General features: G+C 41.7%; 16 protein-coding genes. 7 read left to right on the top strand and 9 right to left on the bottom strand.

Annotated features, from left to right (window positions below):
* Nucleotides 1-55 precede the first annotated feature (55 nt).
* The 3 genes from UE46_RS13390 to UE46_RS13380 all read right to left on the bottom strand — a co-directional run bounded on the left by UE46_RS13390 (nt 56) and on the right by UE46_RS13380 (nt 3,455).
* Nucleotides 56-778 carry an amino acid ABC transporter ATP-binding protein gene (locus tag UE46_RS13390; protein WP_036059301.1) on the bottom strand — a complete coding sequence of 241 codons (723 nt, stop codon included), beginning with the start codon at nt 776-778 and terminating at the stop codon, nt 56-58.
* Nucleotides 771-2,237: an ABC transporter substrate-binding protein/permease gene (locus UE46_RS13385; RefSeq protein ID WP_118907694.1), complete on the bottom strand. Its 1,467-nt coding sequence runs from the start codon at nt 2,235-2,237 to the stop codon at nt 771-773. The genes UE46_RS13390 and UE46_RS13385 overlap by 8 nt, the downstream gene beginning before the upstream one ends.
* 252 nt (nt 2,238-2,489) lie before the next feature.
* On the bottom strand, nt 2,490-3,455 hold the full coding sequence (locus tag UE46_RS13380; RefSeq protein WP_036059303.1) for a hypothetical protein: 966 nt from the start codon (nt 3,453-3,455) through the stop codon (nt 2,490-2,492).
* A gap of 276 nt (nt 3,456-3,731) precedes the next feature.
* Between UE46_RS13380 and UE46_RS13375 the strand changes: the two genes are divergently transcribed.
* On the top strand, nt 3,732-4,169 hold the full coding sequence (locus tag UE46_RS13375) for a hypothetical protein (protein WP_036059305.1): 438 nt from the start codon (nt 3,732-3,734) through the stop codon (nt 4,167-4,169).
* Nucleotides 4,170-4,222: 53 nt separating this feature from the next.
* On the opposite strand, the gene UE46_RS13370 is transcribed toward UE46_RS13375, so the two are convergent.
* From UE46_RS13370 to UE46_RS13360, 3 genes are all read right to left on the bottom strand, one after another.
* Nucleotides 4,223-4,741, bottom strand: a complete 519-nt coding sequence (locus UE46_RS13370) for a hypothetical protein (RefSeq protein WP_036059307.1) — start codon at nt 4,739-4,741, stop codon at nt 4,223-4,225.
* 131 nt (nt 4,742-4,872) lie between these two features.
* Nucleotides 4,873-5,874: an inorganic phosphate transporter gene (locus tag UE46_RS13365; protein ID WP_036059308.1), complete on the bottom strand. Its 1,002-nt coding sequence runs from the start codon at nt 5,872-5,874 to the stop codon at nt 4,873-4,875.
* Between the two features lie 12 nt (nt 5,875-5,886).
* The gene (locus tag UE46_RS13360; protein ID WP_036066870.1) at nt 5,887-6,507 is read right to left on the bottom strand and encodes a DUF47 domain-containing protein; all 621 of its coding nucleotides are present in this window, start codon (nt 6,505-6,507) and stop codon (nt 5,887-5,889) included.
* Between the two features lie 464 nt (nt 6,508-6,971).
* Here UE46_RS13360 and UE46_RS13355 point away from each other — a divergent pair, with 464 nt between their 5' ends.
* Genes UE46_RS13355 through UE46_RS13345 form a run of 3 tightly spaced genes read left to right on the top strand, consistent with a single transcriptional unit; the run spans nt 6,972 to nt 8,938 of the window.
* On the top strand, nt 6,972-7,841 hold the full coding sequence (locus UE46_RS13355) for an aldo/keto reductase (protein WP_036059311.1): 870 nt from the start codon (nt 6,972-6,974) through the stop codon (nt 7,839-7,841).
* 29 nt (nt 7,842-7,870) lie between these two features.
* Complete coding sequence (locus tag UE46_RS13350) at nt 7,871-8,518, top strand: DNA alkylation repair protein (RefSeq protein WP_036059453.1); 648 nt, start codon at nt 7,871-7,873, stop codon at nt 8,516-8,518.
* An 18-nt stretch (nt 8,519-8,536) separates the two neighbouring features.
* The gene (locus UE46_RS13345) at nt 8,537-8,938 is read left to right on the top strand and encodes a VOC family protein (RefSeq protein WP_036059313.1); all 402 of its coding nucleotides are present in this window, start codon (nt 8,537-8,539) and stop codon (nt 8,936-8,938) included.
* Nucleotides 8,939-8,961: 23 nt separating this feature from the next.
* On the opposite strand, the gene UE46_RS13340 is transcribed toward UE46_RS13345, so the two are convergent.
* The 3 genes from UE46_RS13340 to UE46_RS13330 all read right to left on the bottom strand — a co-directional run bounded on the left by UE46_RS13340 (nt 8,962) and on the right by UE46_RS13330 (nt 12,155).
* Entirely contained in the window at nt 8,962-10,272 is a 1,311-nt protein-coding gene (locus UE46_RS13340; RefSeq protein ID WP_036059316.1) for a hemolysin family protein, read from the bottom strand.
* A 479-nt stretch (nt 10,273-10,751) separates the two neighbouring features.
* On the bottom strand, nt 10,752-11,636 hold the full coding sequence (locus tag UE46_RS13335) for a cation diffusion facilitator family transporter (RefSeq protein ID WP_036059318.1): 885 nt from the start codon (nt 11,634-11,636) through the stop codon (nt 10,752-10,754).
* A 99-nt stretch (nt 11,637-11,735) separates the two neighbouring features.
* Nucleotides 11,736-12,155 carry an arsenate reductase gene (locus UE46_RS13330; RefSeq protein ID WP_036059320.1) on the bottom strand — a complete coding sequence of 140 codons (420 nt, stop codon included), beginning with the start codon at nt 12,153-12,155 and terminating at the stop codon, nt 11,736-11,738.
* Nucleotides 12,156-12,515: 360 nt separating this feature from the next.
* Here UE46_RS13330 and UE46_RS13325 point away from each other — a divergent pair, with 360 nt between their 5' ends.
* From UE46_RS13325 to UE46_RS13315, 3 genes are all read left to right on the top strand, one after another.
* Complete coding sequence (locus UE46_RS13325; RefSeq protein WP_036059322.1) at nt 12,516-14,654, top strand: transglycosylase domain-containing protein; 2,139 nt, start codon at nt 12,516-12,518, stop codon at nt 14,652-14,654.
* Nucleotides 14,655-14,749: 95 nt separating this feature from the next.
* Entirely contained in the window at nt 14,750-16,111 is a 1,362-nt protein-coding gene (gene fumC, locus UE46_RS13320; protein WP_036059324.1) for a class II fumarate hydratase, read from the top strand.
* 113 nt (nt 16,112-16,224) lie between these two features.
* Nucleotides 16,225-17,346, top strand: coding sequence for a DUF445 domain-containing protein (locus UE46_RS13315; RefSeq protein ID WP_233230934.1), 1,122 nt, complete (start codon nt 16,225-16,227; stop codon nt 17,344-17,346).
* Nucleotides 17,347-17,394 lie beyond the last annotated feature (48 nt).

Below are 17,394 nucleotides of genomic sequence, written 5' to 3'. Positions count from 1 at the left end.
CATATGTAGATAAAAGTGGAATGCAGCTTGAGTTTGCATTCCACTTTTTCACTTATTATAACACTTTTCCGAGGAAACTTTGTGTTCTTTCGTTTTGCGGGTTGCCGAAAATTTGTTCTGGCGTACCTTCTTCTTGAATATAACCGCCGTCCATGAAGATGACGCGATCGGCTACTTCTTTGGCAAAGCCCATTTCGTGAGTGACAACGACCATGGTCATGCCTTCTTTAGCGAGACTTTTCATAACTTGAAGTACTTCGCCGACCATTTCTGGATCGAGCGCGGATGTCGGTTCGTCAAAGAGCATCACGTCGGGATTCATTGCCAAGGCGCGCGCGATGGCAACCCGTTGTTTTTGTCCGCCAGATAGGGACGATGGGTAGCTGTTTGCTTTATCAGCAAGCCCGACTTTATCAAGCAAGGACAAGGCATGTTTTTTCGCGGTCTCAGCAGATTCACCTTTCACTTTTAGGGGTGCAAGGGTTAGGTTGTCGAGTACAGTTTTATGTGGAAATAGGTTGAAGCTTTGGAAAACCATGCCCATCCGTTGACGCAAATCATTGATGTTGACGTCTTTGTCCGTGAGGTTAGTACCTTCGAATTCGATGACGCCGCCAGTTGGTTGTTCGAGTAAGTTTAAGCAGCGCAGGAAGGTACTTTTTCCAGATCCTGAGGGGCCGATGACAACGACCACCTCGCCTTTTTCTACTTCTATATCAAGTCCTTTTAGAACTTCTAATTTATCAAAATGTTTTTGTAGTTTGGTTACTTTAATCACTTGTTCTCATTCTCCTTTCAGCAACGCCTAGAAGTCTTGATAGACCAAACGTTAGGATGAAGTAAATCACGGCTGCGACTGCGTATGGAAGGAAAGCGTTTAGACTAGCTCCCGCAACGACTCCGGACATAAACATCAATTCGCCGATACCGATAATCGATACCATGGAAGATTCTTTAATAACAGTAATAAATTCATTGCCAAGCGCTGGTAAAATATTTTTAATCGCTTGTGGCAAAATGATGTAACGCATGCTCGCGCCTTTCGTCATACCAAGACTACGTGCGGCTTCTTCTTGACCTTTATCAACGGCCATGATTCCAGCACGAATGATTTCAGCAACGTAAGCGGCACTGTTGAGCGATAGGGCGATACAACCAGCAACGATCGCTGGTAAGTTGAAGCCTGCAAATATTGCAGTTGTACCAAAATAGACTAAGAAAATCTGAACTAGAAGTGGGGTTCCGCGTAAAAATTCAATGTAGCAATTTGCAGGCCAACGTAGCCACCTTGTTCTAGATAATTTCATGAGAGCAATTAAAGCACCAATAATGGCACCAAAAAATACTCCGATAGCTGCGATACCAATTGTGTATAGTGCGCCTTTTAAATAATAGGAACCATATTGTGTGAAGAAATTGCCCTCTTTAAACATGGCTTTACTAGCTTCTTCTTGATATTGTTTCAATAGGCCTTTATCTTTAATCTCTTTTAAGGAGGTATTTATACTTTTTTGCAGTGATGTAGTTCCTTTATTCATTGCTATGGCAGTTTGTTTTGTACCATTAACGAAATTAACATCAGAGATCATTAAGTCGTCATATTGCGTGATATATGCGTCGGCAACAGGTCCTTCTAAAACAACTGCATCTAATTTTTTTTGCTGTAATTCAAGCATTAATGTAGTTACTTTAGATAACGATTTTACATTAGCGCCAGTCAGTTCATCTTGGGCTAAAGCTTCTTGAGTTGATTGCTTTTGCGCCCCTACTTTTGCACCCTGAAAATCAGTGGTAGATTGATATTTATTTTTATCCTCTTTACGAATAACGACCTTTTGTTGAACCGTCATATATGGATCGGAAAAATCTACTTCTTTGAGACGTTCTGGAGTTGGAGACATACCAGAGATAATGACATCAATTTTATTAGTTTTTAAAGCGGGCAAGAGACTATCGAAGTCCATTTCACTAATACTTAGATCAACACCCATATCTTTGGCAATTTTTTTTGCAATACTAATGTCAAAACCAACATAAGTATCTTTTCCTTTAATAGTTTTATGGAATTCATAAGGAGGATAGTCCGCAGAGAGTCCGACTACGAGCTTACCACGTTCCTTCACATCAGCCAGCGACGTGTCTTTGTCTGCGGCTAAAACTGGTGAAAAACTAGAAAAGACGATCATTAATATAAAAAATATAGCGGTTAATTTGAGATAAAACTTCCCTTTAATCATAAGTACACTCCTTTATAATGTATATCATCCTGCTAGTTTATGCATTTTAATGAATAACTATTAAAGATGAACATAGAATTTATGGCTTCTTTCGATAAATATAATAATACATGTTTTTGAGTAATTATGCAATAGGTTTTTTGATATAAAATTCTTTTATATCAAAAACACGCACCAGCCTAGATATGGGTGCGTGTAGTTTAATAAAATAAGTTTTATTCTTTGTTTGAATAAGGAAAAGTAAACACTAACTTACCAAGAACCTCTACCTTTGTTTACTCCAAGGTTATCAAGTAGCATTGTTGTAGTTGCAACATGATATGATTTATTATTAGAACCATAAATTGTTGCTTGTATTTTAGCGCCTACAAAAGCATTACTTGTTAGAACTGGAGGCCAACTATCAGGAACATTTACCGTTTTATGATTTGATGTAGGGTAGCTAGCATGGGTATTATATATCCATCCAGACTTATAGCCTGATAATCCCATTTGCTTAAACTCAAGTTTTCTATAGCCAACAGATGAGCCCTTAGCTTTAGGAGTTGTCCAATACTCTACGTAGTTCATATCAAGATGATTTGCGCCTCCCTTATTTTGATAATGATAATAAATTTTCATAGTTAACAAAACATTTCGTCCGCTATCATACTTTTGAGATGATTTACTATCGGTCCAACTTGCAATAAGAGTTGGAAAAATAGTATTTTTATGGTTTCCGCTTAACTTTTCTACTAAGTTTGAACCAATGTTCTTATAGGTGCTACTATTGTCTACTTTTAAATCATCATTAATATCTGAAGTTTGAGCTTTTTCGGGAGCAACAAGATTTGAAGATATGGCTGAATCACTGTCGCCTTCAATAAATATAGTTGATGTCATGTAGGCTGAATAGTCGTCATCTGTTGTTTTATCAACAAGAAGAACCTCAGTAGCTCTCGATACATCCAGATTTTCTGGTTCGCTAGTATCAGTTTGAATAATTGATTCAGTATCAACTAAATCTAATGGAATTTCCTCACCAGCTATTTTGATATCATCAATATTTTCCTGCTCTTGCTTTTGAGCTAACTTGTATAAATCTTTGTCATTAGAAATTTGATCGTTCTCAAATACCACAGCAGGCAATTGTTCGTCAGCATTTACTATTGTGGAAAATGCTGGACAGATTGAGGAAACAGTAAGCGTTACAGCAGCTACAATAAATTTTAGTTTCATTTCACTTTTCTCCCTTATATGTATTTTTGGTATAACTCTAAGACGCTAGTAGCGTAAATAAATTATACACTTCTTTAAAGTTACCATAAGAACGCTTTCTTTGTTAATATAATACAATAAATAACTGTTGAAATTAATATTCTTTATTACTACTAGGTAAAGAGGTATTTCAGTCTTATTTTTCATTTGGCGCGAATACTGATGTCGTGTTATATTGAAGGTGTTGATATTTAACCACGTATATTTAAAATGCAAACGAAATGAGAGTGATTCGAGATGGAGAAAGAATATGAGCTAGTTATACAGGAGTTTGAGATACCGAATGATTCTCGGGGAATATTTGATGGGACACTTTTATGTCTGGAGATTTTTGTTGCTAAGAATAAGGCGGCTTACGATGCGAAAACGGATGATCCGATGTTGCAAAGAAAGGATCGGCGCGTGGTGAATGACTTGGTTCAAGGTGAACTGAAGAAATTTACAAAGCGGATGGAAGATGAGCAGGGGGAACGTCCATTACGCGTGTTGGATGATCTTTTTCAGGTGCTCGAGGTGGAACTGGGCAAGTTGTTTACGCCAGAGCATGAGATTGAGTTTGCGAATATCGGGATCGATGGATTTATTCAGGTGTATAATGATCGTGAGGTTCTAGGGCGTCATGGAGATACCCTCTTAGCTAGGTTGATGGATGATCTTGAAAGGGATGATGAATAAGTTACCATTAAAAAAACTCCGATTCAGATGAGCTGATTCGGAGTTTTGCTGTTTTAGAACTCTTCTTTGATAAGTTTAATAATGAAGAAAGATAGTAGGAAAAAAGCGGGAGGCAAGATTTCAGTTTCCTGGTATTCGATAGAGACGGCGCTACCTGATAGCGATTTATCAACTGCAATATGGCACGTATCAGTGTGGTCAAGCAGGATTTTTATAGGACCTTTTGCTTCGGACTGAATAATATCGATGCGATGGTCCTCTTTCATTCCTTTTATATGGAGGCTGTGGTTGCTGCTGGGAATTTCTTTGAATGACATATCAAAATGGGGCTCGATATTGTGGTATACAACGGATGAGCCATCTTCTCCAAGCCAGCCAATTTCGACGGTTAACGTGGCGAGTTCTTTATGTACCGCTTCGTTAGTGTAGCTGTACAATGGATTATTATTTTGGAAAGAAATGCGGGATGAAATTTTTTCGATGGTTCCAACAAGCTCTTCTTTTTCATTTTGAATTTCGATGGGGTTATTTTTTCGTATGACTAATGGTTTTTGAAAGTGAAAACTTGGCATATCTTATTCATCTCCTGACGTAATATCGTGAGTACATGCTTTTTCAATAGTGTCATACAGATCTATTCCCTTTTTTTAGTAGTAGAAACATAAAAAAACTCGCCCTTTTGATAAGGAACGAGTTTTTGAAATTATACTAGTAAGAAACGTAGTACGTAATAAATAGCGGCTGCAAGTGTGGCTGAGATTGGCAGTGTGATGATCCAAGTAATGATCATGCGTTGCGCGGTATCCCATTTAACGCCTTTCACACGGTGGGCTGTTCCAACACCAAGGATGGAGGAGCTGATAACGTGTGTGGTACTTACTGGTAAGTGAATGAAAGTGGCACCGAAGATGATGAACACGGAGCTTAGATCTGCCGCTACACCACTTACTGGTTTGATTTTCATGATCTTACCGCCAACTGTTTTGATGATTTTCCAACCACCGATCGATGTACCAACGGCCATCGCGATCGCACAGGATACTTGTACCCACAGTTGAACGTCATCGGTTTGTTGGAACCCGTTAGCGATCAAAGCAAGTGTGATGATACCCATTGATTTTTGGGCGTCATTTGTACCGTGTGTGTAGGATTGGAGTGCTGCTGTTCCGACTTGAATGTAGCGGAAACGGCGGTTTGTTGATGATAGGTTTAAGTTCTTTAAGAATACCTTGAACAGGCTATAGATTAGGAAACCAACTCCGAATGCTAGGAATGGAGACACGATGAGGCCAATGATAATAGTTAAGAAGCCTTTATATTCGAGTGCGCCAAATCCTGCTGCGGCAATGGCTCCACCAGCGATAGAACCGATCAGGGCATGAGAGGAACTACTTGGGATACCGAAGTACCACGTGAGTAAGTTCCACATGATAGCAGACAAGAGTGCTGCTAGGATTACGATATCGCCATGTGGTAGTGAGAATGGATCGACAATGTCTTTCGTAATTGTTTTGGCAACCCCAGTGAAGGAGATTGCACCGACAAAGTTCATCACTGCGGCCAAGACGATCGCGTGTTTTGGTTTTAGAGCTTTTGTTGAGACACTTGTTGCAATTGCATTGGCTGTGTCATGAAATCCGTTGATAAGGTCAAACGCTAGCGCTGCAATAACTATGACAACCGTTATAAATAACATACCTTCCATTTAGCCGGCCCCTTACGCGTTTTTCATAACAATTGATTCAAGCGTATTGGCTACACTTTGACAACTGTCTGCGATTTCTTCAAAATTCTCATATACTTCTTTCATCCGAATTAAACGGATTGGGTTTTCTTCGTTTTGGAATAATTGAATCAGAGACTCGCGATATACTTCATCACAAATGGATTCGTAGTTCTTTATTTTAATAGCTAATGTGCGTACATCTTTTAATTTTTTATCAAAAACGAGGTCTACTGCTTTTTCAATTTCTACAGTACTTGCTTCGATCGCGTCAATGAATTTTTGCATGTAATCGTCAAATCGTTTGATGTGACAAATTTCGAATGTGAAGGCGATTTGTTCAAAGCCGTCCATTACGTCATCTAATCGGTTTGTTAGTTCTAACATGTCTTCGCGCTCAATTGGCGTGATGAAGGCATCGTTTAGTTCTAAGATCATTTTGTGGACAAGTGAATCACCGTGTGTTTCGTACTCCTTCATCTTCTCCGAAAAAGTATGTAAGTCTTCCCCAGTTTCAATGTCGTAAGAAGCGAAATAGTTAGCGCCCTCACGTAGGTTTACTGCCATGTCATGTAATAGTGAAGCAAAACGGTCCTTTTTATTTTTAAAAGCCATTTTTTATTTCCCCCGATCTTTTTTGTGTGATTTTTCCCAGTATAATAGGGCCCACTTTTTCGTTGATGTTAGTGAGCGGATGTTTACAAAAATAATACAGAAAAAAATCGTTACAAGATAGAAATTTACTACATATTCATACTAACATAGGATGGAGCCAATAGGTATCTTTTTTTTGCGTATAATTAGGCAAAATCTAGTTGAAATCGGTTACATTTGCAGTTTTGCTGGTTTTTGATTCTATCTCAATTTTATTATTTTTTTGAGGAGCATGGCTAATATTTCGAGGGGGCGTCCGTTTGTAGGAAAGCTGGTGGGATATGGAAGTGGTAAAAACGTGAAAATTCGAACAAGAGTGTTGCATTTTGGTAGATAAGCGTGGTGGATTTAGGTATACTAGTTTTAAGTATTTAATGAAAGAAAAGCGTGAGGCGTATATATGAGAGAAGCAGGAGGTTTTATCTATGGTCAATTCATTTCAGGCACGTTATCGTTTAAATAATGGTGTGATGATTCCTTATCTTGGCATGGGCGTTTTTCAAGTGACTGAGCAGCAACATGTGACGGGTGCGATTGAGAAGGCGCTGGAAATTGGATACCGTTCTTTTGATACGGGCGCGGTTTATAACAACGAGAAATTAGTTGGGCAGGCGATTGGTCATAGTGATGTCGCGCGTGAGGACCTTTTTATTAGTTCGAAAATTTGGAATGGGGATCAGGGCTATGATAAAGTTTTGACTGCATTTGAACATACGCTTGCGAATTTGGGCGTGGATTATTTGGATATGTATTTAATTCATTGGCCGCTGACGGAAATGTATACGGAAACGTGGCGGGCGATGGAACGTTTATATGAAGAAAAGATGGTGCGTGCGATCGGTGTTGCGAATTTTAAGGAGCATCATTTGGCGAATCTGGCGGTGAAGGCGAATGTGAAGCCAGCGATTGATCAGGTGGAAACGCATCCACTATTACCACAAAATGAGCTGCGAACGTATTTGGCGGAGCATGGAATTGCGCATGGTGCTTGGTCGCCACTCGCGAAGGGTGCGCTGTTTCAAAATCCTGTGATTGAGGAGATTGCCCGGAAACATGAGGTGCATGTGGATCAGGTGATTTTGCGGTGGCATATGGAGCGCAACACGATTACGATGCCGCGTTCGATTAGTGCGAAACGGACGTTTGAAAATGCGCAATTATTTGATTTTAAATTGGACGCGGAAGATATGAAGCGGATTGGTCAGTTGGAGAGCGGGAAACGTGTGGGGCCAGATCCGGATGATGTTGACTTTATGTTGGCGAGCATGGAGAAGGAACGGGCGATGTTTTCTTAAAAGGTGAGGAGATTTGGATGGGGAATTATATGGAGGACTTGGTTCAGTATATGAGGGCACACGCGGATTCCGAAGAGAAGCGGGCGATGGAGCAGTATATGCGAAATCAGTTTGCATTTCTTGGTTTGCGTAGCCCTGTGCGGCGGGTACTTTATCGGGAATTTGTTGCGGAACATGGTAAGCCGCTGGATTCTGTTGCTACGGCGAGAGAGCTTTACGCGCAAACGGAGCGGGAATTTTGCTATTTGGCCATTGATATGTTGACGAAAGATGTGAAGAAGCAATCGGCCGATGTGATTGATTTTTATGAGCAATTGGTTGTTACGGAGCCCTGGTGGGATACGGTGGATTTATTGGCCAGCACGCTTGTTGGAGGACATTTTAGATTGTATCCAGAGTTGATTAGCGAGTATAATGCGAAATGGATTGATGGCGATAATATATGGTTGGCGCGCACGGCGATTTTGTTTCAGTTGAAGTATAAGGAGGCAACGGATTTTAATTTGTTGTTTGCAAACTGTGAAAAATGGCTGGATTCGGATGAGTTCTTTATTCAAAAGGCAATCGGTTGGGCGTTGCGGCAATATGCTAAATTTGAGCCTGAGGTGGTTCGTGAATTTGTGGAATCGCATGCTTTGTCTCCGCTTAGTCGGCGGGAAGCACTCAAACATTTGTAAGGGAAGAGGTCATGAGGGATGTTGCATCATGTGGAGATAAATGTATCTAATCTGGAGGAGGCACGCTTATTTTGGGATGAGCTACTTCTGGGATTGGGCTATTCGCTTTATTCGGAATGGGGAGCTGGCGTTAGTTGGATGTACGAGGAGACGTATTTGGTTTTTGTACAGACGGAAGCGCGATTTTTGGAGGCTGGGTATCATCGGGGACATACGGGACTGAATCATTTGGCTTTTCACGTGGAGCGGCGAGCGGATGTGGATTGGTGGACGGCTAAGTTTCGGGAACGAGGGATTCCCATTTTGTATGAAGACCGGCATCCTTTTGCTGGTGGACCGAATTATTATGCGGTTTTTGCGGAAGGTCCAGATCGGATGAAAGTTGAACTTGTGGCAAAAGAAAAGGATCAAAAAATCTAGTTTCAGATTTTTTGATCCTTTTTTTATGCTTCTTTATTCTCTTTTTTGAAGACTTCGATGTACGAAATATGATGTGGTTCGGCTTCTTTTACTCGGAAAATGTAGCCGCTGTTCTCAATCTCGTCACCAATTTCGACTTCGTAATTATGTGTTAGGAACCAGCCACCGATAGTATCGACTTCTTCTTCCTCGATATCTGTGCCAAGCATGTTGTTAATTTGATCGATCAGGACTTTAGCGTCGATGATGAAATGACCGTCCTTTATTTTGCGAATTTCAGGGATTTCGTCGGCATCAAATTCATCGCGAATGTCGCCCACGATTTCTTCCACGATGTCCTCGACTGTGACAAGTCCTGATGTTCCGCCATATTCGTCGAGTAGAATCGCGATATGGGAACGTTCGCGCTGCATCCGGATAAGCAATTCTTTAATCGGAATTGTCTCGATAACGCGGATGATTGGTTTTACGTATGGATCAGTACTGAAGGACGGATCGGAGCCATTTTCAACGTACGCAGAAAGGATTTCTTTCAAGTTCAGTACACCGATGATATGATCCTTGTCGCCTTCAATAACGGGATAACGTGTGTAGCGTTCGTATTTCATAATGTCGGATAGGTCGGCAATGGTACCGCCAGAATCAACAGTTACGATTTCGGTACGAGGAATCATGACTTCTTTGGCCATTCGCTCGTCAAAATCGAAAATCTTGTTTACATAGCTGAATTCGGATTGGTTGATTTCACCGCTCTTGTAACTTTCGCCAACAATGATTCGCAGTTCTTCTTCCGTATGGGCAATTTCGTGGTCGTTGGCTGTTTCTAAACCAAACAATTTGGCGATAACTACCGCAGATTCATTTAAAAGCCAGATGAAAGGGAACATGATTTTGTAGAAAATATGCAATGGGCGAGCTACTGAAAGCGCGACAGCCTCTGTTTTGTCAATGGCAAGTGTTTTTGGAACGAGCTCACCAACAACGACGTGTAAAAAGGTAATCAGAATAAACGCAATCGCAAAGGAAAGAACAGATGTCACGGAGCTTGGCCATTCAAACAGCACAAATAGTGGATGTAAGGCGGCCTCGACGGTCGATTCTCCTAACCAACCTAGTCCGAGTGAACTGATTGTGATACCTAACTGGCAGGCAGAAAGGTAGGCGTTCATGTGTGTATAGATGTGTTTTGCTAAAGTCGCACGTTTGTTACCTTCTGAGATCAGTTGGTCCAAACGGCTCGGACGCATTTTTACGATGGCGAACTCGGTCGCAACGAAAAAGGCGGAAATTGCAATTAGTAAAGCGATAACTAAAAATTTAGTGGTTAATATCAATGAATGGCCACCTCTGATAAAGCACCAGAAATGGCGAACACCTCCTATATAGATTCTAAAGTTTGTTGTTGCTATTTGTATGTGTCTGTATTCAAGAGGTTAGCCACTTGTTTAGGAAACACGAGACAGCAACGATTATATTTGGTCTGTTTTGTTCTTTTTGGTTTGTTAGTTTCTCTGCCCCACTGTGTTTTTCCCTCCCAACAACTGATTTTGATATACTTATTCTAAATTATAAGTCAAACGCTTCAATAAGACAAGCGAACGAATGAAAGATTTTTACAAAATTTTAGACTGTAGAAAAACCGCATCACATGATTTTTTACTAAACTTCAGCGTGTCGACAAATACTTAGTTTCTAGGCAAAAGCGAGTACCAGCGCGGAGCGTACTAAAGTACGTGAGCACTGGAACGGAACTTTTAACGACGAAAATGAGTGTTTGTCGACACGCTGAAAGATTTTTACAAAATTTGATATCTTATTCGGTATCTGCTCCAGCAAAATAAGGCTCAATATGGACGAGTGTGTAGGCGTTTGGATAGGATTCGCGAATCGCGGTTTCAATTTTTTCTGTGATGATATGGCTTTCGGCAACACTTAGATCGGCCTTCACGGAAATCGTGGCGTCAATCCAGATGCGGTTACCGTTCATACGTGCTTTGATATCAAGGACTTCATGAACCTGAGGGACTTCGGCGATGATCGTGTGGATGGTTTCGATTTTGCCGATGTCAAATCCGTCGGTAAGCGTGTGGGCGGCATCAAAAAATATTTTCCAAGCAGTATAAATAATGAGGACGCCGACAAGGAATGCGGTGAGATTATCGAGCCAGGAAATACCGATCACAGCGCCCGTTATACCGATGAATGTTCCAAAACTTACGTAAGCATCGGAGCGGTTATCGTAGGCGGCGGCTCGGACGGCTTGACTGTCGACTTTCTTCGCCAGATTATTGTTGATGATGTAGACGATGTACATGACCACGCCTGAAAATAGCGCTACAATCGCGGTAAGTACGGAAGGTGTCGCGAATTCTTGATGAATAAATGCTAGAAATGCTTGCCAAATGACCTCGATCCCAACGAGAAACATAATGAAAGACGCGATTAAGGAGCTGATTGTTTCTGTGCGTCGGTGGCCGTAAAGATGGTCTTTATCTGGCGGAATACGTGAAATTTTAAGACCGATAAGAAGCGCGACGGAAGCCACGATATCGGTCGTATTATTTAATCCATCGGCTTGGAGTGCATCAGAATTCCCCAACGAACCAATGACAATTTTTAAAGTAGCTAGGAAAATGTAGGCGATGATACTAAGCCATGCGCCACGCTCCCCTCTTTTTAGATCTTCGTAATTATCCATGGATGCTCACCTCGTTTACTTCATTATACTACTCGGAATAATAAAAATCTCGCTAGCGATGCGTACCGAGATACGGATATACTAGTGAGATCAGAATTATTATATTAAAACTTTCTCTAAACCTTTAACGGATGTCGCGATGTTATCACAAACTTCTTGGTAATGAGCCCATTTAACAGGTTCTTCGGTAGATTGTTCTGGATCTTTAATATCCCAATACATAATCTTTTCACGCAATTCGTCTGGGAATCCAGGAGCGAGTTCGGAACTGGAATCATAGATGGTGACGATTAAATCGGCTTCGTTTAATAAAGCTTGACTTGGAGTGGCAGGCATCGATGCTGGTGGTTCCATCGCATATTCGTGTAGCGCATCGGCAACAAATGGCGGTGTTTGATTGGTACGCCAAGAGCCGCTAATAAATTGAACATTGTTAACCGTCAACTTCTTTGCCCAAGCTTCAGCCATAGCACTGCGAATATGCCTTTTAGATAGAAAATAAATGAGTCTTTTCTTCATGTTCCAAATCCTTTCTTGCTTTGTTCAGACTGAAAAAATGTTGGTTTTGCGTTACTTTTATTCTGTCTAAATGAAAGCAGGTAATAACGCCTTTTGTTGAAACGGCGGTGTTTGTATTTATTTTTTTCGTTTTGCCTTTCCCGTTAACAGTAGATAAATACCCCGTCTGGACGCTTGAAAACCTGATTTTCAAAATAAAATTAAAAAGTTGTAAATATTGTTACGAATTTGTGTACTATTACGAAGCAGTTTTCAAAATCGGTCTAAAGAAGGTGGCGCGAATTAGACTTTTGCCGTAAAATAGGAGTATACAACTGAGCATAAACTTACAAAATTAACTCAGAAAGCTAGGAGATATGCGTGAAAGATACGAACAATACAATCTTGACCTATTTAAAAAGCTTCTTTCTTTTCTTGAAGAAGTGGTTGGGGATCGGTTGGAATAAATTCCGCCGTTTTTGGAAGAACAAGCATATCGGTAAAATTATTACACTTGTCGGCTTGACATGTATACTTTTTTTCATTGTATATTTTGTCATAGTTGCAAAATCTGCTGACATCGATGCTTTAAAAAAGGGTATTGAAACGACAACCGTTATATATGATAAGGACAATGATAAGGCCGGAGAACTTTCCGCGTCTGATGCTACCTTTGTAAAAATTGGTGACATTTCTCCTAATCTACAAAATGCTGTCATTTCGATTGAAGATAAACGTTTTTATGAACATGGTGGTTTCGATATGAAAGGTATTTTCCGTTCCGTTTGGGGACTTGCCTCGACAGGAAGCATCACGGGTGGGGGTAGTACAATCACCCAACAGGTAGCGAAGAACGCGCTCCTGACGCAAGATCAGACATTTACGCGGAAAGCCAAAGAATTATTTATGGCGCGTGAAATTGAGAAGACGTATACTAAAGATGAAATTTTAGAGATGTATTTAAACACTTCTTATTTTGGTAATAACGAATGGGGCGTCGAGAATGCAGCTAAGAAATATTTTGGGACGACGGCTTCTGATTTGACGATTCCACAAGCTGCGACGATTGCAGGACTTTTGCAGGCTCCATCTGCATATGACCCTTATACACATGCAGATAAAGCGGTGAATAGACGTAATATCGTGCTTGGTGCGATGTACACAAACGGCAAGATAACGAAAGATCAAATGAAGCAATATCAAGAGACGAAGCTGGTGTTGACGGATAAATCAAATGATCCGGACAACTATCACTATCCTTGGTATACAGATGCTGTCATTAACGAGGCGCTGAAGGAAACCGATTTGACGCAAGATGACATCATGAAGCAAGGTTATCAAATTTACACGGAATTGGATCAGAATTATCAAGCGGCATTAGAAAGTACGTTTGAAAATGATAGTCTTTTCCCGTCGAATGCAGCAGATGGTACCCTTGTTCAAGCTGGTGCTGTTCTTATGGATCCAGAAACAGGCGGTGTTCGTGCGCTCGTTGGTGGTCGTGGCAAACACGTTTTCCGTGGTTTTAATCGCGCGACACAGATGAAAGCTCAGCCTGGTTCAACGATGAAACCACTAGCGACCTATGTTCCAGCACTTGAAGAAGGTTGGAAAGTGGATGATATGCTACAAGATAAGAAAACAACATACGGTAAATATACACCGACTAACGTTGGCGGAATTTATCGTGATGAAGTTCCAATGTACACTGCGGTTGCTAAATCAATCAACGCTCCAGCTGTATGGTTGCTTGACCAAATCGGCTTGCAAAAAGGTGTGGATTCAGTCAAACGATTCGGAATTCAATTAACGAAAGAAGATGAATACCTTGGTTTGACGCTTGGTGGTTTGCATAAAGGTGTTTCGCCTGTAGAACTGGCAACGGCTTATGCGACATTTGCTAATGAAGGAGCGAAACCAGAATCACACATCATCCGCAAAATTGTCGATCCAACTGGAAAAGTCGTGTATCAAAGTGAGGCAGAGACGAAACAAATTATCTCTAAAAAGGTATCAACAGACATGACATCGATGCTGATTGATGTTATTAATACAGGCGGTACAGGCGCGAATGCTGGTGTATCTGGCTACGAAATGGCTGGTAAAACGGGATCAACCCAAGTACCATTTACAACGGACGGCACGAAAGATCAATGGTTTGTAGGTTATACACCGAATCTTGTCGGTTCTGTCTGGATCGGCTTTGATAAAACAGATCAAGCCCACTATTTAAAAACAACAAGTTCTGCGGGCGTTGCATCTCTGGCGCATTACGTGATGAAGAGCGGTTTGAAATATCAAAAACCAGTGGACTTCGGAACGAAGAGTGCATCCGCTAAAACAGAAGAGAAGAATCAAGAAGACGTAGTTTCAGGTCAAGTTGGCGATTTCTGGGGATCTATTAAAGACTCCGCAAAAGGAGCTGGCGAAACCATTAAAAAAGGCGCTGACAAAGTGAAAGAAGTTGGCGGTCAGATCGCGGATGGATTTAACAATATACTAGATTCATTCGGTAGATAATGAGGAAGGCTCAAGGCGCAGATGGTTGCCTTGGGTCTTTTTTGTTGGTAGGATAAAAGAAGTACATATTTTAATTGGAAAAGGGGCGTTATATTATGGATAGAATGGAACGCGATACGATTGGGGAAATTGCGGTTTCTGGGGATAAGTTTTGGGGAGCGCAAACAGAACGTAGCCGCCAAAATTTTAAAATTGGTGAGGAAAAAATGCCAATCGAGATAGTGAGGGCTTTCGCTAAATTGAAGAAGGCGGCGGCTAGGGCTAACGCGGACTTGGGGAAATTGAGTCGGGAGAAGGAACAGGCCATTGTGGCGGTTTGTGATCAGATCGTGGCCGGTGAACTAGATGAGCATTTTCCGTTAGTGGTTTGGCAAACGGGGAGCGGCACGCAGTCGAATATGAATGTGAATGAGGTAGTGGCGTATGTTGCGGGCGCTTCGGTGCATCCGAACGATGATGTAAACATGTCGCAGAGTTCGAATGATACGTTTCCAACGGCGATGCATATTGCGGCCTATATGGCTGTGGTGGAGGATTTATTGCCAGAACTCGAGGCGATGAAACGCATTTTAGCAGAGAAAAAAGAGAAGTATTGGCGGATGGTTAAAATAGGTCGGACGCATTTACAAGATGCAACGCCGCTTACGTTGGGGCAAGAGATTAGCGGCTGGGAAAGTATGATCGCGCATGCCGAGAAATTTATTAAAGAGAGTAGTGAGCACTTGTTGGAGCTGGCGATCGGCGGAACTGCGGTTGGAACTGGCCTCAATGCTACGGCTGATTTTGGCGCGAGGGTGGCGAAACATTTGGAAGCAGACACGTCTTATCCGTTTCGTTCTGCTGAAAATAAATTCTACGCGCTAACGAGTCATAGTGAGCTGAACTTTGTGCATGGTGCGTTGCGGGCGCTGGCTTCGGATTTAATGAAGATCGCAAATGATGTGCGATTTTTGGCAAGTGGACCGCGTAGTGGAATTGGTGAATTGACGATTCCAGCGAATGAACCCGGAAGTTCGATTATGCCTGGAAAAGTGAATCCGACGCAATGTGAGGCGCTGACGATGGTTGCGGCGCAAGTGATGGGCAATGATACGACGATAAATGTTGCGGCGAGCCAGGGGAATTTTGAGTTGAATGTGTATAAACCAGTGATTATCTATAATTTCTTGCAGTCGGTGAGGTTGCTTGCGGATGGGATGCGTTCGTTTAGAGTCCACTGTTTAGAAGGTTTGGAGGCAAACGAGGTGGTTATGCAGGAATTGGTTGATCGGTCGTTGATGCTTGTGACGGCGCTAAATCCGCATATTGGGTATGAAAAAGCGGCGAAAATTGCGAAGACAGCGTTTGCGGAGGATTTATCTTTAAAAGAGGCAGCGATTCGGTCGGGATTTGTGACGGAAGAGCAGTTTGCACTTTGGATTGATCCGCTTAAAATGACGAATTTGGATGCGGAGTAAGTGGTCATACTTTAGGCTGAAATTTGCGCAAAACCATTGTGCCTTGCGGAAAAATGCCGTAAGATGATAGCACTACATGGAAATTAGAGGGTGACACTATTATGAGTGCGTGGATGACAATTTTATTTATGGTAATTGTGGGTGCTTTTATCGGTGCTGCAACGAATTTTATCGCTATTCGGATGCTTTTTAGACCGTTTGAAGCGAAATATATTGGGAAATGGCGAATTCCGTTTACGCCGGGTGTGATACCGAAGCGGCGGGAAGAGCTGGCTGTGAAGATTGGAGAAGTTGTCGCAGAACATTTGCTTACGAATGAGGCGGTACAAGCGAAACTTGCGGAGGAAACGTTACGTGAGGAATTGATTGGAACGGCGAATGATCTAATACGTGAAAAATTAGCGGTGACAACGACGCCAAACGAGCTCTTGGAACGGTGGCAGATGACGGCGGTTGGAAATCAAGCGAACGAGAAGATTAGCGGGATATTAAAAAGCCAGCTAGAACAATTTTTTCAGAAGCGCAATGAAGAGACGGTAGAGAATGTGGTGCCGGAGGTTGTGCATCAAGAACTGGCGCGAAAAATACCTTCGATTTCAGCGCAGACGTTGCAGAAAATGGGCTTGTTTACGGCGAGCGATGCTGGAAAACTGCAAATAAAAGCAATGATTGAGCGGATTTTAGCGGAACATGGGAAAGTCGGCGGCATGGTAGGGCTCTTTTTGAACAATGATACGTTTATTACGCGGATGCAAAAAGAAGTCATCAAGTTTATCGGTAAACCGGAGACGGAGGAAGTTCTTTCGGGATTGATCGTTTCAGAGTGGCAGCAGTTTTCACAACGGGCACTTGTTGATGTTATGCCAGCCGCGAAACAAGAGAAATTTATCGATCAACTTATCGTGGAAATTATGCGTACGGTACAACTTGAAAAATGGATGGATACGCCGATTCAAGACTGGATTCGTCCATATGAGCAGGAAATTTCAGATAAAATAGTGCCATTTTTAGTGGATACGGTTTTGAAATTCGCAGGCGAGCATAGTGCGCAGATGATGGAACGACTGGAAATTGGCAAGATGGTGCAACATCAAATTGAAGCTTTCTCTTTACGCGAGATGGAGCAGATTGTGCTTGACATTTCGGGTAAGGAACTGAAAATGATTACGTATTTAGGTGGATTTTTAGGCGGTTTCATTGGGATATTGCAAGGGATTATCGCGATTTGGTTTTAACTTTTGCCCTTGCCCGCAAAATTTGATATAGTGAGAAAGGAAGAAAAA

It is taken from the genome of Listeria weihenstephanensis, assembly GCF_003534205.1.
Lineage (GTDB): Bacteria > Bacillota > Bacilli > Lactobacillales > Listeriaceae > Listeria_A > Listeria_A weihenstephanensis.
The sequence above is the reverse complement of the archived record's forward strand: the minus strand, read 5'-3'. Positions and strand labels throughout refer to the sequence as shown.

Coding starts and splice junctions, on each gene's coding strand:
- UE46_RS13380 (WP_036059303.1), bottom strand. CDS start 3,455: ATGAAACTAAAATTTATTGTAGCTGCTGTAACGCTTACTGTTTCCTCA.
- UE46_RS13335 (WP_036059318.1), bottom strand. CDS start 11,636: ATGGATAATTACGAAGATCTAAAAAGAGGGGAGCGTGGCGCATGGCTT.
- UE46_RS13370 (WP_036059307.1), bottom strand. CDS start 4,741: ATGCCAAGTTTTCACTTTCAAAAACCATTAGTCATACGAAAAAATAAC.
- UE46_RS13365 (WP_036059308.1), bottom strand. CDS start 5,874: ATGGAAGGTATGTTATTTATAACGGTTGTCATAGTTATTGCAGCGCTA.
- UE46_RS13315 (WP_233230934.1), top strand. CDS start 16,225: ATGACAATTTTATTTATGGTAATTGTGGGTGCTTTTATCGGTGCTGCA.
- UE46_RS13360 (WP_036066870.1), bottom strand. CDS start 6,507: ATGGCTTTTAAAAATAAAAAGGACCGTTTTGCTTCACTATTACATGAC.
- UE46_RS13330 (WP_036059320.1), bottom strand. CDS start 12,155: ATGAAGAAAAGACTCATTTATTTTCTATCTAAAAGGCATATTCGCAGT.
- UE46_RS13375 (WP_036059305.1), top strand. CDS start 3,732: ATGGAGAAAGAATATGAGCTAGTTATACAGGAGTTTGAGATACCGAAT.
- fumC (WP_036059324.1), top strand. CDS start 14,750: ATGGATAGAATGGAACGCGATACGATTGGGGAAATTGCGGTTTCTGGG.
- UE46_RS13355 (WP_036059311.1), top strand. CDS start 6,972: ATGGTCAATTCATTTCAGGCACGTTATCGTTTAAATAATGGTGTGATG.
- UE46_RS13350 (WP_036059453.1), top strand. CDS start 7,871: ATGGAGGACTTGGTTCAGTATATGAGGGCACACGCGGATTCCGAAGAG.
- UE46_RS13345 (WP_036059313.1), top strand. CDS start 8,537: ATGTTGCATCATGTGGAGATAAATGTATCTAATCTGGAGGAGGCACGC.
- UE46_RS13385 (WP_118907694.1), bottom strand. CDS start 2,237: ATGATTAAAGGGAAGTTTTATCTCAAATTAACCGCTATATTTTTTATA.